Below are 21,656 nucleotides of genomic sequence, written 5' to 3' on the forward strand. Positions count from 1 at the left end.
CTTCAAGTGCTATTCTCATACTTTCACTCTTAGAAAACTTGACGCATAGGTAATCCGAAATTTACATCTCTAAGCGCCAAGTTTCTCTTATCTCTTATGTGAGAGTAACGAACTCTTCGCCACTAGTCGGGTGAATTGCCACACAAGCATCAAAGTCAGCCTTTGTCGCGCCCATTTTAATTGCAACACCAAAACCTTGAAGAATTTCATCCATGCCAAAACCAATACCATGTAATCCAACTACTTTTTCATCAACTCCTGCGCATACCAATTTCATTTTAGTTGCTTGGCGATGCGAAGTAACTGCTGTATACATGGCAGCAAAACTAGAGTTGTAGACTTTAACATTCGACAAACCGTATTTTTCTATCGCTTCTTTTTCGGTTAAGCCCATGGTGCCAATGGCTGGGTGACTGAACACAACTGTCGGGATCAGGTTGTAATCCATGTGTGCGTCAGTTTTGAAATTGAAAAGTCGCTCACTCAGCAATCTACCGGCTTTTACTGCAACTGGGGTTAAATCGACCTTGCCAATATTGTCACCCACTGCGTATACGCCTTCTGCCGTCGTATTTTGGAACTTATCTACTTTAATATAGCCACGTTCATCTAGTTCAACATCCGTATTTTCAAGGTTGATTTTATCATTAGCTGGCTCGCGGCCGATGGCCCAAATTAAGGCATCACAATCAATATGCCATCCGGTATTGAGATTGACTTTCAGTGAACCATCTTGCTGCTTTTCAATGGAAGTCACTTCAGTGTGTGGATGAAGTTTGGGTCCATCTTCAGCCATAATCTCGACCAAAGTATCTGACAACATGTCGTCGAAGTTACGCAAAGGTTTCTCCCGACGCACTAAAATATGTGTTTCCGAACCCAGCGAATGCATAACACCAGCAAGTTCAACAGCTATATATCCAGCACCCACTACAACTACTCGCTTTGGTTGTTCCGCCACATCAAAAAATTCATCAGAATTGATACCAAGCTCAGCACCAGTTATCTGTGGTTTGATTGGTCGACCACCAGTGGCTATCGTAATGTGATCAGCCGTGTATATTTCACCGTCTACATCAATAGTATGGTTATCGATAAATTTAGCGAAGCCTTTGATGAGCTCTACGCCATTGTTACCCAGCACGCGATCGTAGGATTGATGGATACGGTCAATGTACGCAGAACGGCTTTCTACTAATTTCGCCCAGCTAAAATTATTAACAGTAACATCGAATCCATAGTCTGGACTGTATTTGTGGATAGCTTCAGCAACTTGTGCGCCAAACCACATTGCCTTCTTTGGTACACAACCTACGTTGACGCAAGTACCACCGATATCCTTCGCTTCAATAATGGCGGCTTTTTTACCATATCGTGATGCACGGTTTGCGGATGCGATACCACCGCTACCGCCGCCAATGCAGATATAATCGAAATGTTTTTTCACTTGCGCGTTTTGAGTACTTGTATTCATTCTGTTCCTAATAAGGGTGACTGCCGTGAAGCTAATGTGTTAAATATGCCTACTAGACCGTAATTATCAAGCTTTCCTTCAAAAAAAGTTTTATAAAGCATTGTGATCCCATTCAGAATGCCCAATTATAAATGTACGAATGTGCCTTTCTGTGAACTGGCCAAACAAACAACTAAGAGAACATTTATGAATGCAATTGAAAATGTGAGCGGCCTTCCTCTTTTCTCACAAATCAAAACTGAAGATATTGTCCCAGCTATTAAAAAAGCAATTGAAAATAGCAAGGCTGTGATTGAAGAAGTGGTTGCCAACGGGGACGCAAGTTACGCCCAAGTTGTTGAGCGCATCGAAGACACTGACGATATTCTAGCGAAGATATGGTCACCAGTAGGGCACATGAACTCAGTTGTTAGTAGTGATGAATTACGTGAAGCCCATGATGCGTGTTTGCCAATGCTTTCTGAATTTGGCACGTGGGTTGGGCAGCACCAAGGTCTGTTTTCCCTTTACCAAAAGCTACATGCAAGTGACGAGTTTGCAACCTTAAATGAAGCACAACAAAAGGTAGTGACTAATGCTATCCGTGACTTTACACTTTCTGGTGTTGGCTTAGAAGACAGCAAAAAGAAGCGTTATGCTCAAATTCAAAGTCGTTTATCCGACTTATCCTCAAGCTTCAGTAACAATGTTATGGATGCAACGATGGCTTGGACCAAGCATGTTACCGATGAATCGCAACTTGCGGGACTCCCCGAATCTGCGAAAGCGGCAGCAGCTCAAGCGGCTCGAAACAAAGAGCTTGAAGGCTGGTTGTTCACACTCGACATTCCAAGTTATCTGCCAATCATGCTCTATGCTAACAATGCCGACTTACGAGAAGAAATGTATCGCGCTTATAGCACGAAAGCTTCTGACCAAGGGCCAAATGCAGGAGAGTTTGATAATGCCGCACTCATCGACGAAATATTAGCTTTAAAACAAGAAGCTGCAGCACTACTGGGCTTTAGTTCTTATGCTGAACGATCACTCGCGACTAAAATGGCACAATCAACAGAACAAGTGACTCTATTTTTGCGTGACTTAGCAAAACGCTCCAAACCCCAGGCGCAGGCTGAACTTCAAGAAGTTATCGACTATGCGACTCAATTACATGGTAAGGACGGCAATACTAAAGATCTGCAACCTTGGGACTACACCTATTATGGTGAAAAGCTCAAGCAACAAAAATACGCAATCTCTGACGAAGAGCTACGTCCTTATTTCCCTGAGCACAAAGTGGTAAACGGTTTGTTCGAAGTCGTCTCACGCTTGTATGGCTTGCGTGTTGAGCAACAAAGCGATGTTGATGTATGGCACGAAGACGTGAGTTTCTACAAAATATTTGATGCCGACAATCAACACCGAGGTTCATTCTACTTTGATTTGTACGCACGCGAGAAGAAACGTGGCGGAGCATGGATGGATGATTGCAGAGGCCGCAGACGACTTCCCAATGGCGAATTGCAGCTACCTGTTGCGTATATGGTCTGTAACTTCAACGGACCAGTTGATGGCAAGCCAGCACTATTTACTCATGACGAAGTGGTTACTTTATTCCACGAGTTTGGACATGGTATTCACCATATGCTCACTAAGATTGAAACGGGTGGCGTATCCGGTATTAACGGTGTCGCTTGGGATGCTGTTGAGCTGCCTAGCCAGTTCCTTGAAAATTGGTGTTGGCAACCGGAAGCGCTTAGTTTCATTTCAGGCCATTTCGAAACGGGCGAAGCATTACCAAATGAGTTATTGGAAAAAATGCTCGCGGCGAAGAATTATCAATCTGCTATGCAAATGCTTAGACAGCTTGAGTTTAGTTTGTTTGATTTCACCCTTCATCAGCAAAGTGCTGCTGAAAAATCAGTACAGCAAGTGCTAGATGAAATTCGCCAAGAGGTCGCAGTAGTGATCCCGCCAGCATTCAACAAATTTCAAAATAGCTTTGGCCACATATTTGCTGGTGGTTATGCAGCTGGTTACTACAGTTATAAATGGGCGGAAGTGCTATCTTCAGATGCATTTGGTCGGTTTGAAGAGGAAGGGATCTTTAACCAGCAAACAGGGAAAGACTTCCTTAACAACATCCTTGAAGTTGGTGGCAGCAAGGAGCCGATGGACATGTTCGTGGCGTTTAGAGGGCGTGAACCTAAGGTCGATGCCCTGTTAAGACACTCAGGCATTGCTGCATGAGTTCAGGAAAGTCTATTGATAGCAATGTGAAAGCTGAAGTATTTGCAAGCCTTTACGATCGAGTCTGTAAGCGCAAGGGCAGTGAGGCAATGGTTAAAGAATTGCTTTCACAACCTGCGAGTAAACAAGAGGTTCTGGCGATAACGGATGATCGCTTCTTATCCGAGTTTACTAAAAAAGTATTCCAATCAGGTTTCGTTTGGCGTGTAGTACGCCAAAAATGGCCTAATTTTGAAGAGCAGTTTTTTGGTTTTGATATAGACAAAGTATTGTTAATGCCAGATGAAATGCTGGAACAGAAAGCAGCTAACCCTGCGATCATTCGCAATTTCAATAAAGTCAAAACGATCCGCGAAAACGCTTTGATGATTGATGAGATTCGCCGAAAGCACGGAAGTTTTGCTAAATTTGTTAGCGAATGGCCCAAGGATGACCTGATTGGCTTATGGGACTTTCTGAAGAAGAATGGTGCAAGACTAGGTGGCAACACAGGCCCATACTCCTTGCGCGCTTTGGGCGTGGATACTTTTATACTGAGTCGCGATGTTGAGGCCTATTTTACTGAGCATGGCTTAATTAGCGGTTCAGCTCGATCTAAACGAAGTTTAACGACTATTCAGCGGACTTTCTTCACTTGGCAAAAGGAAAGCGGTTTATCCCTTCAAGAGTTGAGTCAAATTGTGTCTTACAGTTGTGGGGACAATTATGTAGGCATGATTACCTGAGTAGAGTAACGCTTACTTGATGTATTTATTCCATTTTTTAGCTACAATTGAGTGATTCGTTCGAAAGTGGTTTTATAGCAACATTAAGCAAGGCAAGTTTGTAGCAAACACCCTTGGCAAAACCTTTATCAACACCTTTATCAACGCAAGCGCCCAGAAGAAGCCATTACAATGAATAGTACAAACGAAACATCAGCGGAACGCAAAACTGAAGAGCATGGCGATAATCTACTAGATCACCTGAATTCTGAAGAAGGTTCTGATACAGAGCAAACTCACTTTGGCTTTAAACAAGTAGCTAAAGAACAGAAAGAGGCGATGGTGGCTGATGTTTTTCATTCTGTCGCGGCAAAATATGACGTGATGAACGATTTAATGTCTTTTGGTATTCACCGCATATGGAAACGCTATACGATTGATTGCAGTGGCATTCGTCCCGGTCAAAAGGTATTAGACCTTGCCGGTGGTACTGGCGATCTTGCTGCCAAGTTCAGTCGTATCGTCGGTGAAACAGGTCAAGTCACATTAGCGGACATTAATCACTCCATGCTTATGGTAGGCAAAGAGAAGCTAACCAACATGGGCATAATGTCTAACTTGAACTATGTGCAAGCGAACGCTGAAGCACTGCCATTTCCAGACAACCATTTCGACTTAGTTACAATGGCTTTTGGTTTACGTAACGTAACAGAAAAGTCGAATGCCTTGGCATCGATCTTTCGTGTACTGAAGCCTGGTGGTCGCTTACTTGTTTTGGAATTTTCAAAGCCTAGCAGTGAGCTACTTAGCAAAATTTATGACACCTATTCATTCCACCTTTTGCCAAAAATGGGACAACTAGTTGCTAACGATGCTGAAAGTTACCAATATTTAGCTGAATCAATTCGCATGCATCCTGATCAGGAAACACTAGAAGACATGATGAAAGAAGTCGGGTTTGAGCAAACTAGCTTTACAAACTTAACCGGCGGCATTGTGGCCTTGCATAGAGGGTTTAAATTCTAAATGCACCAAGCTCAAATCCTGACTGCAGCTGTTGAATTTGCGATTAACAAAGTCTTGTCCTTTGATGAAGACAGCCATTTATTGTTAAAACCATTGATTGGTAAACAATGCGAAATAAAGCTGCATGAGTTGCCTTTTCCTCTCGTTTTCAATTTTCATGAAAAAGGTGTCGAGTTAAGCTCAATTGTTGAAGCTGATAGTGCGCACGCTGAGACTACAGGCAAACAAGCTGGGTCAAAAAGCAAGCAATCCAAGAATCAAAATCAATGCTCTATTAGTCTTTCAGTGTTTATTATAAATGAACTAAAAGATACGAGTAATATCACGCAGTTGATACGTGATAACAAACTCGACTTCGATGGCAATTTGCAAATAGCACAAAACATGAGTGCTTTGTTTGACGGTTTACATATTGATATCGAAGAACTACTTTCTAAGCACATTGGTGACGTTGCGGCGCATACAGCTGTGCAAAAGGCCGAGTCGTTTGGGCAATTAGTAAAGCGTAATCACAAACTAGCCATGCAAGCATTAAGCGATGTTTTGCTCGATGAAAAACCGATTGGAGTTCGCCCTATCATGGTCGAGAACTTTATACAGGAAGTGTCTGAAGTAAGAGATGCAGCAGCTAGGTTAGAGGCACGTTTAGCAATCCTAGAATCGAAATTTAGGAAAAAGAAGTAATGAGCGAAGTTACTAAACAAGCTCCTGTTGAATCATTATCTGCAGGCAATTCATTGAAGTTTGTTAATGCGATAAGTAGCGTTAATGTTAAACAGGGTAAGCCAAGTGCAAATTAAACGCTTTTATCTTATTGGCAAGGTGCTACTTCAACATGGCCTTGACGAGATTATCCCGGCCAGATTTAAACCTTGGTACGTGCGAGTGGCGCGCCGGTGCGTGTTTTGGCTACCTAATAAACATAAAAGTGAATCAGAAGGGCGACGTTTACGTTTGGCCCTTGAAGCACTAGGGCCTGTTTATATAAAGTTTGGCCAGATGCTGTCAACGCGTCGTGATTTACTCACTGATGATATTGCGACAGAGCTCAGCAAATTGCAGGATAACGTTCCCCCTTTTGATAGTGATGTGGCGGAAACCCTAATTAAAGAATCTTTGGGACTGTCTGATATATCTGAGTTGTTTTCTGACTTTGCTGCTAAACCCTTGGCTTCAGCATCCATCGCGCAAGTGCATACCGCCACCCTGAAGCGCGACAACAAAAAAGTCGTCATCAAAGTTCTTCGCCCAAATATTCGCGAAACAATTGAGGCCGACGTAGACCTACTAACCAGTATTGCTGGCGTATTGCAGAACTGGTTACCTGATGGCAAGCGACTTCGTCCTGTTGAAGTAGTTAAAGAGTACAAACGTACTATCCTTGATGAACTAGATCTGTTGCGAGAAGCCGCAAATGGGATCCAAATTAAACGTAGCTTTCAAGATTCCGAAGCCCTTTACGTACCGCATTTTTACAGTGATTATTGTCGTAAAGATGTGATAGTGATGGAACGAGTGTTTGGTATTCCTGTCTCTGATGTCGTGGCATTGCGCGCACAAAATACCAATATGAAGCTACTTGCTGAACGCGGTGTAGAAGTATTCTTCACGCAAGTTTTTAGAGACAGTTTCTTTCATGCCGACATGCATCCTGGCAATATCTTTGTAAGTAGAGAACATCCTGAGAATCCACTTTATATCGGCATTGATTACGGCATTGTGGGTACGCTGAATAAAGAAGATAAACGTTACTTAGCTGAAAACTTCCTTGCCTTCTTTAACAGAGATTATCGTAAAGTAGCTGAGTTACATGCTGATTCGGGTTGGGTGCCAGCTGACACAAATATTGCTGATTTTGAAATGGCTATCCGCACGGTTTGTGAGCCTATATTTCAGAAGCCACTAGAAGATATTAGTTTTGGGAACGTGCTGCTTCAGCTTTTTAATACAGCTCGACGTTTCAATATGGTAGTGCAACCACAGTTAGTTTTGCTGCAAAAAACACTGCTTTATGTTGAAGGCCTAGGCCGTCAACTATATCCACAACTCGACCTATGGCAAACGGCAAAGCCATTCCTAGAGAATTGGATGAAAGAACAAATAGGGCCTAAGGCAATGTTTAAAAAGGTATATGAAAACTTGCCATTCTGGTCTGAGAAGTTACCAGAAATGCCCGACTTATTGTACGACGGAATGAAGCAGCTAAAACGCATTCCAATTGAGCAACAAAAGCATCATGAGCTACAAATTGAAGCGATTAAAAGCACTCAAAAAGCACGGTTTTATAGTCATTTAGCCGCCGCTTTTTCGGTAATTGCGGTACTGATGTATTTGTTTGATAAGCCAGTATGGTGGAGTTCAGGGCTCGGTTTCTTTGGCGTCCTTTGTTGGTTAATGTCATGGCGCAAGCTCTCCTAATTTCAGTATAAAAGCGAATTTACGAAGATTCACAAGGATAATTTATGAAGAATATTTTAAAGCCATCTAGCGTTGCAATCGGTTTGGTTTTGGCTGTTGCCGTTTCATCACCAGCTATTCAAGCAAGCGATAAGAAAGTACAAGCAACAGATTTAGTCGATATTTTTGAAAAGTTGGGTGGAAAACATCCTGGCTTCAGAAAAGCTCATGCCAAAGGCCTTTGTGCCACGGGCACATTTGAACCTTCGGCAAGCGAGCACTTTAAAGGCGCTGCTTTATTAGAAAACGGCAACTTACCCGTTTCAATGCGTTTCTCATTAGGTGGTGCAAACCCAAATAGCGACGAGAGAGCGCCGGGGACACGCGGTCTTGGTATGCAAATTAAGTTGCCTAACGGTTCTTTTCATACATTCACAGGAAACAACTTCCCAGTGTTCGCAGGCAAAGATCCTGAAACCTTCTTCGGATTCTTGTCGACTTTACTGCCAGATGAAAACGGCAAATCTGATCCAGCTAAAACGATGGCGTTTATCAAGGCGAACCCTTCAGTACAAGCAAATGCAATGTGGAATCAACAAGCAAAAACACCAGCTTCTTTCGCAAACACTGAGTTTTTCGGACTTCACACTTTCTTCTTCAATAAGGCGAGTGGTGATAAAACTAAATTCCGTTGGAACATAGTGCCAAGTTTAGGCGTTAAAACTCTAGAGAAAGATGAGGCATCCAACATGCCTGCAGAATTCTTAGCGGATACATTTGCAAAGCAGTTAAAAGAAGGAAAAGTGAGTTTCACGATAATGGCAAGTATTGGTGAGCCAGAAGATAGTGAGATTGATCCTTCACAGCAGTGGCCTGATCAAAGACCGCAGGTTGCAATAGGTGAGGTGACAGTGCTAACAAGTGGGGGCGAAGCTTGTAACAACACTAACTTCGATCCTAATATGATGTCAGCTGGCTTTTCTCCTAGTGCTGATCCAATATTACGAATGCGCTCGCCGGCCTATGCCATTTCATTTGGTAAGCGTTTGAGCAATCAATAGCGGCATATAAATTCACAAAAGGCTCCTTATGAAAATTCTATTCATTATCAGCGTATTGTTCTTAAGCGCTTGTAGCAGCATGCAGGGGCTGTCAGTTTACTCCCTTAATAATTCAGATCTTGAGTCTGTGTTGAAGCAACAATTGCCAAAACTAAGCGAGAAAATGAGTGTTCTGGGCCTGCCAGTGGAGTTTGATGTCAAAGACTTAAGCGTCAAGATTGGTCCAGACCAGCGGGACGTCATAGCTTTGAGTTTTGATTCGAGTGCCAGTGTGAAAATGTTTCCCCTGAATTTTCCTGTGCGCTTAATGTTACAAATTGAAGGTAGCCCTTTCTATGATGGTGAAAAGAAAGCAATCTTTCTGCGCAATATCAAACTTCTTGATTCAAGTATTGACGCCGGTGCTTTCAGTGGGAATTTAGACTTACTCAGCGATGAAGCAATGGATGTGATTAATGGCTTTTTAGAAAAAAATCCAGTTTACAATTTGGATATGGATGATCCTAGGATGGCATTGTTATCTAATTTACCCTTGAATATCAAAGTCGTTGAAGGTTCGGTTAAGCTTACCCCAATGATGTAAAACTGTTCGAAGAATTGACTAACTCTTTATGAAGAAACTTGGCATTTTAAAGTAATAAAAATTATTTTCTAAAACACTATCTAATTTTAAAAAGCGGTGTAGAATCCGCGAAATTACCCCTTTCAATTGATTAATGATGGCTGTTGGTTATCACGAACAAAAAGAAAAGAGTCTACTAAGACTCTCTTTTTACATTGCTGGCTTGTTTGTATTCGTAGCATTCGGTTTTGCTATTGTCACAAATTCAGGCGCTATTTTATTTGATGGCGTTTACTCGCTTATTGCTTTCTTCATGGCACTATTAACCCTAAAAGTCGCAAACCTCGTGCAGTTACCTGATGATGATAGATTTCATTTCGGCTACACGGCCATAGAACCTACTCTGAATCTATTCAAATCGCTCATTATCATCGCGTCCTGTTTATATGCCGTGGTCGACTCTGTTAATAGCTTAATGTCAGGTGGCAATACCGCTGAATATGGCATCGCAATGCTTTACGGTATATTTGCTACCGTGGGATGTTTCGCCGTTTCTGCGTATATGAAACTACGAGGAAAGTCACTGCGCTCTGACTTAGTCAGCGTGGATGCCCATACTTGGTTTGTTGATGGTGCATTAAGTGCTTCTATCTTACTGGGCTTTGCAATTGCCTACGCGATGCAGTCTTATGGTTTTGAAGCTTATGCTTCGTATGTTGACCCGATTCTATTAATAACCTTAGGGCTCACGATCCTACCGATTCCAGGGAAAATCATGTTGGATAGCCTCAATGAGGTAATCAATAAAGCGCCGCCTGAAGCGGTGACAGCCGTGATTGAAAAAAGGCTAAAGCAAACCTTATCGGCAGTGCCCTACGAGCATGTTGAAGTGCGTATCAGCAAATGTGGTAGAGACATCTATTTGTTAGTGCATATTATTGTAGATAAGTCTTTTGGTGCGGTTACTGTTAGCGAATTAGATACTATCCGCAAAGAGTCTGAAGCTACAATGCGTGAGTGGAATCCATCCATCATAATGGATATTTTGTTTATCTGTGATCCTGATTTGGCTGATTGAAAAAAACAAAAAAACATTGCTTATTTATTGAACACTAGTGTCAGTATTCTTTACAGTATAAGTTTAATTGAGTTTAACTATTTGTTTTTACTTAATTAATTTTTGAGGCGCGATTTTTGCATGTTCAAATAGTAATGTGAAAAATTACTCATGCGTTTTAACAAAAGGAATAACAATAAAATGAAAAGAATTTTAAAAACAGCACTTGCTGGAATAGTATTGGCGGTTAGCAGTTTAAGCCATGCTAGTTTAATTAATGTCTCCTACGTAGAAATTACAAGTTCAGTGCCTGTGCCGGGCAATAGCCATTTACAAGTTTCAGAGCTTGTACTTTGGGGAACGCAGTCTCAATCAGACTTAGCGTTAACAAGTGCAGGTGCAGTTGCCTCTGCTAGCGATTTTTATCAGGGTAATCGCTCATGTGATTCTAGCACTAGCGATGCTAGTTGCGTACTCGATGGCATTGGACCCGTAGCATGGGACTCAATTTACCATGGTAATTTTAATGATGGCACATCAATGTTGACTGTTAGCCTTCCTACTCCAAGTGCAATTAGTTGGTTTGAAATATTCGGAAGAACAAACAGCTGTTGTACACAAAGAGACGTTTACAACATAACGTTTTTCAACCAAGCGGGTGAAGCACTTCAATCTTTCACTAACGTGAGCGCTGTGCAAGGTAGCAGAACTGGACAAATCAATGTTTCTGAACCATCAGCTATCGCATTGTTAGGTTTAGGTCTTCTAGGTTTTGCATCAAGACGCTTTAAAAAGTAAGTTAATTCTTACTGCTTTTAAGTCATTTTGAGAAAGGCGGGTAATTAGCTAAATGCTAGTACCTGCCTTTTTATTTTAAGCTCACGTTGAACAGAAACCGTATAACTCTTAGTTCATCGTTTTTCCAATAGAACTATTTCTTCCGCCAAACGCCATTTACCCACAAGTAGTGACCTGCAGCCGTCTTGCTATATGCTTTTTGTGCAGCTAACTTCTCAACTTGAGTTAGCGTGATATTGTTTTTAGCTGCTAATTCTAAATAGATTTCACGTCGCTTAGCGTTGATTTCAGCAATTAATTTTTGAGCTTCGGCTTGATTAACTACCAATCCCAAATAACCATTATCTTTTTCACCAACTAAGCCTCTATCTTTTGCTTCATCAAGATCCATAGCAAAGCTTAAGCTACTAAAAAATAAACTGCTGATAATTAAAAATCGACCAATAATGTTAAGTTTCATAGTTTATTCCTTAAATTTAAAATAACGCGCTGTCTTCGCTGAATACATCATCTAGTTCTTTGTCAACTTTGACTCGAATTTCATGATCTATTTTCACGTTGATATTGATAGTTATGGGCTCTTTAGTTTCCACTTGCACAGTGTGTGTGCAAGCGACGCTCATGAGCCCGAGTAATACGATTGAATAGCCTTTCATTGCTTTGCTCCTTGAGTAATGCTTCTTTCTATTTTGTCTTGTATGCCGTTAGCAATTCGCTTTGCCTTAAGCAGATCGAAAATATTTTCTTGATGATTGTAGTTAAAGTTTACCGCCTGTTTCTTAGCTTCATTCTTGCCGGTGAATGCCAAGTCTAAAACAAGCTTACCGTCCGTTTGTAGGCTTAGTTTGCTTGAGAGTTGAGTAAACTGATAGTCCTCCAAATAAGCAAGCTCGGGCTGTTGTTGCTTGATAGTATCAAAGGCTGGGTTCTGTTTTATCGTTAATTTACCGCCGTCTTGACTTAACATTCTCCCTTGGTCTATCGAAATGCCCGAGGTGCTTTTTATTAAAGGTAGTTTCCCCATCATTTTGCCGCGAACTTGTATGCCGGGTTGATCCTGTAATGCCGCGACTTTCTGGAGGTCAAGGTCTTGCAGTATTAAGTCAAATGTTTGCTCCCGATTGTCCAACCAAAGTTCTCTCAAACTAAGCTGTCCGCCGAGTATGCTTCCTTTTAGTTGGCTCAGTTTCAAGCCGTTATTCTCAGATCGCAAACTTGCATGAATATTTTCAACCGGTATTCCTGCGTTTATCGATGCAATCGCGACTTCGCCTTGCGCAACACTTAAACCCTGCTCGTTATAGATAAATGGGATATCTACTTTAACTCCAGTAAATAGACTATTGGAAAAACTACCACTAGTGTCACTTAAGTGTAACTCGCCTTCAAAACTAAGCGCGTCGTCGATATTTATGAAGCTAGTATCAATTTGCGCATTCACAATGCCCTGGCTCAGTGACAGAGAGGGGAGAATCTGTGATGTGATCTTTGATAAATCAGTGATCTTCTGGTCGTTCAGACTGAGATTAACCTCGTAACCCTTTTGCGAAAACAAAACTTTGAACCCTTTACTCAAGGTCAAGTCATGCCGTGATTCCGTGCCAACTAGGCTTAAATTACTGGTAATCTTATGTTCGATATTTAACTTGTCGAGCTTCAAGCGGTAGTCGTCAAATTGAACTCGATTTGGCGTCATACTTGTGTGGCCTGTGACTAATATATTGTCAATATAAGGGCCAGTTGCGATGAACTGACTGTTAATATTCGAGACTTGTATTTGTGCAGTGTTTAGCTTTTTAGCTTCAATATTTCCTGAGGCTATAACGTCATTAAAGCGAGCTAAAACTTCTAAGCCGGGACCTTGATTGAGTTTAGCTGCAAACTTCATCATACCATTACTATCTGTTACGTTTGCTTTCGCAGCGACGAGCAAGGTCGATTGCCATTCCAATAAGCTTTCTATTTGCATTTTAGCTGACAAAGTCGCACCGAATTTTGCACTTACAACGTTCACTTCTAAACTTGAAAAGTGCGCTTTGCTAAGATCTAACTGACCGTCAATGTACAAACCTTTATCTTGGTCCCCGGAAGCAGTAAATTCGCTATCTACTCGAGCAAGCTCAATTTGTTCGTTTTTCAGCGCGTTGATATTGAGTACATTCACGCTATTGAATTGCCATCGTGAGTCTTCGAGCGAACCTGAGTCTGACAATTCAGCGTTTGCACTACCTGTGCTTAATAGGCTAATTCGCCCTTGTGAAAACTTTTGCGAGGGCAGGCTTTGCTCAATATTTAACTCAAATTGCGTACTCGCTTGTTCTGTTTCGACATCAAAATTAAGATCTTGAAGGGCCAAAATCAATGCGTCTTGCTTTTGTGGCGCCATGTTTAATGGTTCGACTTTCAATTTAGGAATAACTAATTTTTGCTCATAAAAGGAGATGATTTCGGGTACCTGAATAGATACTTGGGCAAAATTCCAGTCATTCAATGCCTCTGGTATATGCACACATTTTGGAAACTTAGCTTGCATTAGCAAGTCACTGAAGTCGGCAAAAATAGCCTCTGTTGTCGCGATATTAGGAATATTAAGAGCGATATCGCCTTCGAGTTCAAGGTCGATATTGCAGCCTTCGAGATTGACTGGAAAGGCAAAAGCGACTTTATGTAGGCTCTCAACACTTAGACCATCAAAAGTAATATCACTTGAAACGGCATGCCCGAACATGTCATTCGAAATGAGTACATCATATTGTGAGTGCATGTTTTTGACAGCAGGAATTAACACCAAGTCAGCGATGTGCCAGTCAAGCTTAGCGCGAAGTTTACTGTTCTCAATCTTTAAGTTTGCTTGAATATCTCCTGCAACCTTAAGTGTGTCTGAGCTAGTAAAATCTATCTCTATATTTAGCGGGGAAACAAGGAGCGGGGAGTCTAACTTAAGCTGTTTAATTAAGACCTTGGGCATATTGTTCGGAAAATCGTCGATTGTTGCATATGGGTTTTCACTGGGATCGCTCTGCTCATTGCTATTCGACGCTTCAACTAATACGTGCTCAATATCCATCTGCTCAACAGTCAGCGTGTTTTCTAAATGTAGCCAAATTGCATTCTGCACTCGTAACTTGAAGTTTGGAGATGATAAACACAAATCATCAACTTCTAATGTGAGTGGCAACCTTAGATGAGTTTCTAAACAATTTACTTGAATGCTTTGTTCAGCAAAATAATTTGATATGACTCTTTTCAACAAAGCATCGCGCAAGAACACTCCAATGACTGCCAAGATAAGTACAAACAAAATCAAACCAAAGATCGCGCGAATCATGTTTCGCCGACGCTTTTGTATATGAGATTGTTTAAGCACCTTAACTTTCATTCCTTGGGCCTTGTTGTTTTAAGCCGAGTTACAAATTTGCTTATACTATCAGGTTTATTTCAAATTGAATGCTGACATACCAACTATTAATGTGCACTGAACAAGAAGGAGGATCAGTAGCGTCTTGTTCAGAGTAATGATTTTTGATTTGGACTATTGATTCAGCTAGTATCTGGAAGACAACAATGATGAATAGCAAGGAAAGCTTAGCAATGTTAGATACGTTCTGCTCATTCAGATCCCATTTATTTTTATCCTTTTATTGCTATCAACAACTCATGAATTTAACTCTTTCATAGATTTGCTCGGGGGGGCTTACAGATATGAAAAAATATAGATATGAAAAGTCGTAAAGCACTGAATCATTGTATCGCGCGTGGTAAACAGCAAAGATAAGGCCTTAAATAGTTTCCCTCAGAGAATGACGTTTGTTACGGGAAAATTAAGTCATGCTCAAATACTCAATAAAACTTAAGCAAATATGTTGGAGGAAGACCTATCAATACTGGCAATGAGTTAAACCCTGATAAGCCTGTAAGTTTCAAATTTAATGGTCTAGATAGCTTACAATTGCACTGTCATCAATGGCTACCTGTAGGTGAAGTCAAGGGTGTGATACAGATCGCCCATGGCATGGCAGAGCATGGTGCTAGATATGCTCGACTCGCTGCTTGTTTGAATGCCGAAGGATTTGCAGTGTATGCCAATGATCATCGTGGTCATGGGTTATCAGTCTCGCCTGAACTGCCTCTTGGTCACATGGCTGACTCTGATAGTTGGGAGAAAGCGGTTGACGAACTCAAACTATTGAATACAGAAATTCGCAAACGCCATCCAAATATACCCATTATTTTACTAGGGCATTCGATGGGCTCTTTCATGACGCAATACTATCTCAAAAAATACGGAGATAGTATTTCGGGAGCTGCATTGTCAGCGAGTAATGGTCCTCCTGGTGCTTTGGGTAAAATAGCTCAAATGCTTATTCGTATCGAGAAATTAAGGATTGGAAAAAAGGGGCACAGTGCATTGATGGCTGCCGTGAGCTTCAAAGCTTTCAACAAAGCCTTCAAACCAAATCGGACAGAGTTTGACTGGTTGAGCCGAGACAATGACGAAGTAGACAAATATGTAGCCGATCCTTTATGCGGTTTCGAATGCACAGTGGAAACTTGGTTGGGTATGTTGGATGCTTTGAGCCATATTGCATCTACAGAGGCCCTAGAAGCAATGGATAAAAGTAAGCCGCTATACGTGATTTGCGGTACTGACGATCCGGTAGGAGAACACAGCAAAGGAGTTAAGCGTCTATTAGATACGTATCAAAAACATAGCTTTAAGAATGTTAGTCAACACGTTTATCCTAGTGCGCGCCATGAGTTGTTCAATGAGATAAACAGAGACGAAATTACCAATGACTTCATAGTGTGGGTAAAAAAGGTTTGTGATGGCGATCATTCATTAAAATAGAGCTTCTAATTTAAGTCCAATAAAGACTAAATGACATTAAATTGATTTATCGAAAAAAGGCGCATATTCTGATCGTAGTGTTAATTATTTCAGCATCATTATTACTTCATAAAATTATGTTTATTCGGCGTTAATATTAGAAATCAGTATTAGAAAATTGGATGTCCTTCTAAGTTTAGCGAAATAGAGAATGAACGAAGCTTAAAGTAATCAAGGCTATTTCATTTGAGGAAACTATTGACTAAACACAGCAGCAATTCTCGGCCAACGAATGACTCAATGGAGCTGCTGCAACCCGTTGCCTTTTTCTTTGCAATTCTATATTCACTTCTTGCTATAGCTCATTTTTTCCTGTTACACGAATCGTTCAAATGGATTTTATTTGGCTTAGCATTTGTTACTGCCATAGTGGCTGCATTAATTGGTTTTAAAGCGTTCAAGATTTCTTCGGGCCGCCAAAGCTTTGTAATTTTATTGCTTATGTTAGCAGCAAGTCTAAACAGTCTTACGCATTTGTGGTTTTCTGAAGCACCTGAACAATCGACCAATATATTCGTCACTATTATTGCTTCTGGAATCGTTTTATCAAATCGCAAACACTGGACAGTCTCTATTCTCTTTAGTTGGATTGGATGGCTCAGTGTTTATCTGGTACTCAACATTGCTCTCGCTCAACATTTTTTTTTCGCGATGGCAATGAGTACGCTACTCAGCTGGTTTGCACATTTAGCTCGTAGAAGTTTAGTAGAAAAACAAATTGAACTTGCAAAAGAGAGGGATGTTGCAATTTATCATGAGCGAGAAGCAATGGCGGCAACAGAAGCAAAAAGCGCCTTCTTAGCAAATATGAGCCATGAAATTCGCACTCCAATGAATGGTGTCATTGGTATGATTGAGCTCTTGTCAGAACAAGATCTTGATGAGACGCAAAAAGATTATCTTGCGACAGCTAAACGCAGCGCAGAATCCCTCATGTTTGTTATAAACGACATTTTGGACTTCTCGAAAATAGAGGCACGTGAACTCACTATTGAACAAGTACAGTTCGACATTGAGATATTCTTCACAAACTTTATTCATGATCAACAGTTTCAAGTAAACAAAAAAGGCTTGGAGTTAGTTTTAGAGAAACCCACTCTAGAAGAAACAACGGTAGTTGGCGACCCTCATCGAATTACCCAAGTCCTGAACAATCTAGTGTCCAATGCCATCAAGTTTACTAGTTCAGGGACCATAATAATACGTTACGAATTGAATCGTCATAATGAGCATTACTTACTAGACGTAGTTGTTTCCGATACTGGTATTGGAATTAGCAATGCGTCACTTCCCCATCTTTTCGATTCATTTTCACAAGCAGATACGTCAACAACAAGGAAGTTCGGAGGAACCGGACTGGGTTTAGCAATAACAAAACAACTGTGTGAATTAATGGGCGGTGGTGTCAGCGTAAAAAGTAGTTTAGGCGAAGGTTCAGCTTTCCACGTATCCGTTGTGCTGCTAACTCCAAATTCAGCTTCTGTCGCAGAGGAAGGCTTAAAGCACATGTCTTCTGACATTAACTTCTCTAATATGAGAGTTCTTATCGTTGAAGACAACCACATTAATCAGGAAGTGTTGAAGGCTATTTTGACGGGTCTAAAAATTCAAATAGAAATTGCGAGTAACGGGCAAGAGGCAATCAACTTACTCAGTCGCAAAGAGTCAGCAATATTCGACTTGGTATTAATGGACTGCCAAATGCCAATTATTGATGGGTACGAAGCAACACGCAGAATACGAGCTGGGCACGCTGGGGAATTACTTAAAGAGATCCCCATTGTTGCGTTGACTGCAAACACACTGAATAGCGAGCGAGAAAAGTGTTTTCAAACAGGTATGGATGACCATTTATCGAAACCAATAGACATTAACGCTTTGAAGCTTATTCTGATGAAATACCAGCCAGCCAAATAAATGGGGGGCGATAAAAGTCTATTGGTCATCTTGGTATTGGTTTTGCGAACTAAAAACAATCTTTGAATTGGAAAATGCCACTAAACGAAATGGTCACCACTTTATTCGCACACCAAACTCCAACCTGACTTATGTTGCAACCAAGTTTCGTGAACGAGTTCGGCATGCACAAGTGGGTAAGAGCTCAACACGCCTTCGCCAAAATGTAATATCCATTCATGACCAGAAACCGTGAGTGTTGGCTTTGGTATTTTATCATCCCGTCGTCGAGTACATAAAATCACGGAAATTCTCACAATTCGCAGTGCGTTAATAAGCATTTCTTTGAAGTCTGCCTGATAGTTATCAAAAACCGCTAAATCAATTTCTTGACGATGCATACCAACTAAATCGCGTATGAACATGCGTTGGAGCGTCGTAAATCCGGTTAATTCAACGTGCGTTAAAATATACGCGCCGTGTTCATGAAACTTCTTATAGCCGATATGTAAACCGAGTTCATGCAAAGCTGCAGCAGATGAGATGAGGGCTTCTGTATCAAAGTCACAAAAGTTGCTTTGTTCGCACATTTGACGACTCAGAGCGATGGCAACCTTGCGCACTCGTTCACTCTGTCCTGTATCAATATGGAAACGTGAAACGAGTTGATTGATGCCCTGAGTTCTTCGATCCGCACGCTGGTAATTGTCCAACATACCGTAGATGATCCCTTCGCGCAGAGCACCTCCTGAAATTTGCATATTATTCAAATTCAATTGTTTGAATAAGGCAATTAAAATGGCTAAGCCGCTCGGAAAGATCAGTCTGCGAGAGTCTGCGAGACCTTCAATATGTAAATTATCTATGTGTTTACAAGTAATAGCTTGATCACGCAGTTGGTACAAATAATCCAACCTAATAGCGTCGTTTATTCCTTTCTTAACCAATATACTAACGACTGCCTGAGGAGTGCCAGAAGCGCCTAAACATTGTTGCCAATCGAAACACTTGAATGTTGAGGCTAAGGGAGCCAGCATTTCTTCTGCGGCGGCGAGTGCTCGCTCAAAATTCTCTTGATTAATCACGCCATTCACAAAATACCTTTCCATGAAGGTGACGCAACCCATGTCGACACTTTTTAAGTGCAGTGGTTGCATATCGCGACCTATAATGACTTCTGTGCTTGCCCCACCGATATCGACAACCATCGTGTTGCCTTGATTGGCAGAAGTATAGGCAACACCCAGATAGATCTGGCGAGCTTCTTCTTCACCCGAAATGACATTGATTTTTTGATTTAAAAGTTGCTCTGCGCGTGTAACAAAATCGCTTGCGTTGCTGGCAATCCGAAGTGTCGCAGTAGCAACAACTTTGATGTTGCTACGTGGAATGTCGTCGAGTTGTTCGCGGAAGGTTTTTAAACAATCCAGGCCGCGCTGTATGCTCTCTTCTGATAACTTTAAATTATCATCAAGACCGGCGGCCAATCTTACTTTTCGTTTGTTTTTACTGACTATTTGTACGCTACCGCTAAGTACCCTCACAATAACCATGTGAAAGCTGTTCGAGCCTAAATCTACGGCTGCGTAATATTCATCCTGAATAACAGTGTTGGGTACTTCTTGTATCAAACGTGCTTTCCTCTATTTTCTGCCTTGGTGGTTCCTTTTTGGACCACTTGGGCGTGGTCCACCAGAGCGACCACCTCTATTGCCTGGGCGACCATCGTTTCTGCCTCGTGGCTTGCGGTGGAATACCGGCGGTTTCACATCTTGGAGTAACTCATTAGGGTTATAATCAGTCACAGAAATCTGATGTTCAATATATATTTCAATGGCAGGTAAATTCAACGCATATTTTTCGCATGCAAAACTAATTGCGATGCCACTTTCACCTGCACGGCCAGTTCGACCTATTCGATGCACATAATCTTCTGCATCATCGGGTAAGTCATAGTTGAATACATGTGTTACTTTAGGAATATGAAGTCCACGAGCGGCAACATCTGTAGCAACCAGAATGTCGATTGCACCACTGGTAAAGTCTTCCAATATGCTTAGGCGTTTGTTTTGTGGAACATCGCCACTTAACATACCTGCTCTGTGCCCATCAGCTTTTAACCAAGCCGTAACCGTTTCGCAACCAAACTTAGTATTGGCAAAGACAATTGCTTTATCTGGCCATTCGTCTTCAAGTAAGGTTAACAATAAAAGCGGCTTGTCTTTATCTGAGGGATAGAATAATTCTTCAGATACGCGAGTCGCCGTTTTCTTTTCTGGCTCAATTTGCACATGCGTTGGATTGTTCATGTGTTCATAGGCAAGTTCTTGAACGCGGAAGCTCAAGGTTGCTGAAAACAACATGCTTAAACGAAGTGTTGGTTCAGGCATGCGTCTAAATAAGTAACGAATATCTTTTATAAAGCCTAAGTCAAACATGCGGTCAGCTTCGTCAAGAACGGCTACTTGTATGTTTTTTAATGAAAAAATATCTTGTTTGTAATAGTCGATAATTCGGCCAGTCGTACCAATAACAATATCTACACCTTTTGTTAATTGATCCCGTTGACTTTCATAACCTTCACCCCCATATATCAAACCTAGTGACAAGCCAGAGTGCTTACTAAGCAATTCTGCATCATTGAATATTTGTACAGCGAGCTCTCTAGTCGGTGCCATGATAATGGCTCGCGGACTCGGTCTGTTAGGCTCGTTGTCAGTTTTTGGGGTGGTTAAAAGGTGATGAAAAGTCGCCACCAAGAAAGCAATAGTTTTGCCCGTCCCAGTTTGAGCCTGACCAGCAATATCATTTCCTTCAAGAAGTTGAGGAAGTGCCATTGACTGAATTGGCGTACATTGGGTGAAATTAGCTTCCTCAAGCGCTTTTAATATCAGCGGATGGATCGGAAGATCGGAAAACGACGTATTTGTTAAATGTGTTTGTGGCATAGCTTATAAATTATCAATGCTTGCATTAAAATCAATTTCTATTAACACTATAGGGCAAAGCTGAAAGTCTCAGCGATTGACCAAATTTGGAGAAAAGAATGAGCGACAAAATAATCTCGTTGAGTGACGAAAAATTCGAAGCCGATGTAATCAATGCTAGCGGTCCTGTGTTAGTTGATTTTTGGGCTGAATGGTGCGGCCCTTGTAAAATGATCGCCCCAATCTTATCTGAGATTGCTGACGAGTTTGATGGCAAGGTAACAGTTGGCAAGCTTAATGTCGATGAAAATAACGAAACACCACCTAAATATGGTATTCGTGGCATTCCAACATTATTACTTTTCAAAAATGGTGCAGTAGCTGCAACGAAAGTAGGTGCACTTTCAAAAACACAGCTAGTTGAATTTTTGAACGAGAATATCTAATTCAAATTTCTAGGCAGCATTCGTTGCCAAGTAAAGACGAAAGGCCATCATTTGATGGTCTTTTTTATTTAAAAGTTATTTTTTTGTAAAACTGGACGATAACCTCAATTAGTGCTACTTTAACTAGGCGCTCATCCGAGCAAACCTTTTTTATATTCCTTCAGTGCCAACTATTGCTTTGTAGCTTACCT

The 21,656-nt window shown here is 41.3% G+C and carries 18 protein-coding genes; 12 read left to right on the forward strand and 6 right to left on the reverse strand.

The window, feature by feature from the left end; translation table 11 throughout:
* Positions 1–94 precede the first annotated feature (94 nt).
* Complete coding sequence (gorA, locus tag ACKLNX_RS06415) at positions 95–1,474, reverse strand: glutathione-disulfide reductase (RefSeq protein WP_412971704.1); 1,380 nt, start codon at positions 1,472–1,474, stop codon at positions 95–97.
* 186 nt (positions 1,475–1,660) lie between these two features.
* On the opposite strand from gorA, the gene prlC reads away from it, so the two are divergent.
* The 9 genes from prlC (at position 1,661) to ACKLNX_RS06460 (ending at position 11,308) form a co-directional block, all read left to right on the forward strand.
* Positions 1,661–3,703: an oligopeptidase A gene (gene prlC / locus ACKLNX_RS06420; protein WP_412971705.1), complete on the forward strand. Its 2,043-nt coding sequence runs from the start codon at positions 1,661–1,663 to the stop codon at positions 3,701–3,703.
* On the forward strand, positions 3,700–4,428 hold the full coding sequence (locus ACKLNX_RS06425; protein ID WP_412971706.1) for a DNA-3-methyladenine glycosylase I: 729 nt from the start codon (positions 3,700–3,702) through the stop codon (positions 4,426–4,428). Before prlC ends, ACKLNX_RS06425 begins: the two co-directional genes overlap by 4 nt.
* A gap of 171 nt (positions 4,429–4,599) precedes the next feature.
* The gene (ubiE, locus tag ACKLNX_RS06430) at positions 4,600–5,433 is read left to right on the forward strand and encodes a bifunctional demethylmenaquinone methyltransferase/2-methoxy-6-polyprenyl-1,4-benzoquinol methylase UbiE (protein WP_411692816.1); all 834 of its coding nucleotides are present in this window, start codon (positions 4,600–4,602) and stop codon (positions 5,431–5,433) included.
* The gene (locus tag ACKLNX_RS06435; RefSeq protein ID WP_412971707.1) at positions 5,434–6,117 is read left to right on the forward strand and encodes an SCP2 domain-containing protein; all 684 of its coding nucleotides are present in this window, start codon (positions 5,434–5,436) and stop codon (positions 6,115–6,117) included.
* A 105-nt stretch (positions 6,118–6,222) separates the two neighbouring features.
* Complete coding sequence (gene ubiB / locus ACKLNX_RS06440) at positions 6,223–7,851, forward strand: ubiquinone biosynthesis regulatory protein kinase UbiB (RefSeq protein WP_412971708.1); 1,629 nt, start codon at positions 6,223–6,225, stop codon at positions 7,849–7,851.
* 44 nt (positions 7,852–7,895) lie between these two features.
* A complete protein-coding gene (locus ACKLNX_RS06445; RefSeq protein WP_411692819.1) occupies positions 7,896–8,891 on the forward strand; it encodes a catalase family peroxidase in 996 nt (331 codons plus the stop codon).
* Positions 8,892–8,919: 28 nt separating this feature from the next.
* On the forward strand, positions 8,920–9,474 hold the full coding sequence (locus ACKLNX_RS06450) for a DUF1439 domain-containing protein (RefSeq protein WP_411692820.1): 555 nt from the start codon (positions 8,920–8,922) through the stop codon (positions 9,472–9,474).
* Between the two features lie 136 nt (positions 9,475–9,610).
* On the forward strand, positions 9,611–10,531 hold the full coding sequence (locus ACKLNX_RS06455; protein ID WP_411692899.1) for a cation diffusion facilitator family transporter: 921 nt from the start codon (positions 9,611–9,613) through the stop codon (positions 10,529–10,531).
* Positions 10,532–10,711: 180 nt separating this feature from the next.
* Positions 10,712–11,308, forward strand: a complete 597-nt coding sequence (locus ACKLNX_RS06460) for a PEP-CTERM sorting domain-containing protein (RefSeq protein WP_412971709.1) — start codon at positions 10,712–10,714, stop codon at positions 11,306–11,308.
* 133 nt (positions 11,309–11,441) lie between these two features.
* Here the strand turns inward: ACKLNX_RS06460 and ACKLNX_RS06465 are convergent, their stop codons facing one another.
* From ACKLNX_RS06465 to ACKLNX_RS06475, 3 genes are read right to left on the reverse strand one after another with little or no spacing between them, the layout of a single operon-like run.
* Positions 11,442–11,768 (reverse strand): YdbL family protein, encoded by a 327-nt coding sequence (locus ACKLNX_RS06465; protein WP_412971710.1) that lies wholly within the window; start codon positions 11,766–11,768, stop codon positions 11,442–11,444.
* Between the two features lie 16 nt (positions 11,769–11,784).
* The gene (locus ACKLNX_RS06470; protein ID WP_411692823.1) at positions 11,785–11,964 is read right to left on the reverse strand and encodes a YnbE family lipoprotein; all 180 of its coding nucleotides are present in this window, start codon (positions 11,962–11,964) and stop codon (positions 11,785–11,787) included.
* A complete protein-coding gene (locus ACKLNX_RS06475; protein ID WP_412971711.1) occupies positions 11,961–14,636 on the reverse strand; it encodes a YdbH domain-containing protein in 2,676 nt (891 codons plus the stop codon). The genes ACKLNX_RS06470 and ACKLNX_RS06475 overlap by 4 nt, the downstream gene beginning before the upstream one ends.
* Positions 14,637–15,299: 663 nt before the next feature.
* On the opposite strand from ACKLNX_RS06475, the gene ACKLNX_RS06480 reads away from it, so the two are divergent.
* Both ACKLNX_RS06480 and ACKLNX_RS06485 read left to right on the forward strand, forming a co-directional pair.
* Complete coding sequence (locus ACKLNX_RS06480) at positions 15,300–16,157, forward strand: lysophospholipase (RefSeq protein ID WP_411692825.1); 858 nt, start codon at positions 15,300–15,302, stop codon at positions 16,155–16,157.
* Between the two features lie 237 nt (positions 16,158–16,394).
* Positions 16,395–18,113, forward strand: coding sequence for an ATP-binding protein (locus ACKLNX_RS06485; RefSeq protein ID WP_412971712.1), 1,719 nt, complete (start codon positions 16,395–16,397; stop codon positions 18,111–18,113).
* A 101-nt stretch (positions 18,114–18,214) separates the two neighbouring features.
* Here ACKLNX_RS06485 and ACKLNX_RS06490 read toward each other — a convergent pair whose 3' ends face one another.
* On the reverse strand, positions 18,215–19,723 hold the full coding sequence (locus ACKLNX_RS06490) for a guanosine-5'-triphosphate,3'-diphosphate pyrophosphatase (protein WP_412971713.1): 1,509 nt from the start codon (positions 19,721–19,723) through the stop codon (positions 18,215–18,217).
* 12 nt (positions 19,724–19,735) lie between these two features.
* Positions 19,736–21,040 (reverse strand): ATP-dependent RNA helicase RhlB, encoded by a 1,305-nt coding sequence (gene rhlB, locus ACKLNX_RS06495; protein WP_411692828.1) that lies wholly within the window; start codon positions 21,038–21,040, stop codon positions 19,736–19,738.
* Positions 21,041–21,138: 98 nt separating this feature from the next.
* On the opposite strand from rhlB, the gene trxA reads away from it, so the two are divergent.
* Complete coding sequence (trxA, locus tag ACKLNX_RS06500; protein WP_411692829.1) at positions 21,139–21,465, forward strand: thioredoxin TrxA; 327 nt, start codon at positions 21,139–21,141, stop codon at positions 21,463–21,465.
* The last annotated feature ends 191 nt before the right edge of the window (positions 21,466–21,656 follow it).

The sequence above is a fragment of the Glaciecola sp. MF2-115 genome (assembly GCF_047250385.1).
GTDB lineage: Bacteria > Pseudomonadota > Gammaproteobacteria > Enterobacterales > Alteromonadaceae > Glaciecola.

Coding starts and splice junctions, on each gene's coding strand:
- ACKLNX_RS06460 (WP_412971709.1), top strand. CDS start 10,712: ATGAAAAGAATTTTAAAAACAGCACTTGCTGGAATAGTATTGGCGGTT.
- ACKLNX_RS06465 (WP_412971710.1), bottom strand. CDS start 11,768: ATGAAACTTAACATTATTGGTCGATTTTTAATTATCAGCAGTTTATTT.
- ACKLNX_RS06450 (WP_411692820.1), top strand. CDS start 8,920: ATGAAAATTCTATTCATTATCAGCGTATTGTTCTTAAGCGCTTGTAGC.
- ACKLNX_RS06445 (WP_411692819.1), top strand. CDS start 7,896: ATGAAGAATATTTTAAAGCCATCTAGCGTTGCAATCGGTTTGGTTTTG.
- ACKLNX_RS06475 (WP_412971711.1), bottom strand. CDS start 14,636: ATGATTCGCGCGATCTTTGGTTTGATTTTGTTTGTACTTATCTTGGCA.
- trxA (WP_411692829.1), top strand. CDS start 21,139: ATGAGCGACAAAATAATCTCGTTGAGTGACGAAAAATTCGAAGCCGAT.
- ACKLNX_RS06425 (WP_412971706.1), top strand. CDS start 3,700: ATGAGTTCAGGAAAGTCTATTGATAGCAATGTGAAAGCTGAAGTATTT.
- ubiE (WP_411692816.1), top strand. CDS start 4,600: ATGAATAGTACAAACGAAACATCAGCGGAACGCAAAACTGAAGAGCAT.
- ACKLNX_RS06470 (WP_411692823.1), bottom strand. CDS start 11,964: ATGAAAGGCTATTCAATCGTATTACTCGGGCTCATGAGCGTCGCTTGC.
- prlC (WP_412971705.1), top strand. CDS start 1,661: ATGAATGCAATTGAAAATGTGAGCGGCCTTCCTCTTTTCTCACAAATC.
- gorA (WP_412971704.1), bottom strand. CDS start 1,474: ATGAATACAAGTACTCAAAACGCGCAAGTGAAAAAACATTTCGATTAT.
- ACKLNX_RS06455 (WP_411692899.1), top strand. CDS start 9,611: ATGGCTGTTGGTTATCACGAACAAAAAGAAAAGAGTCTACTAAGACTC.
- ACKLNX_RS06435 (WP_412971707.1), top strand. CDS start 5,434: ATGCACCAAGCTCAAATCCTGACTGCAGCTGTTGAATTTGCGATTAAC.
- rhlB (WP_411692828.1), bottom strand. CDS start 21,040: ATGCCACAAACACATTTAACAAATACGTCGTTTTCCGATCTTCCGATC.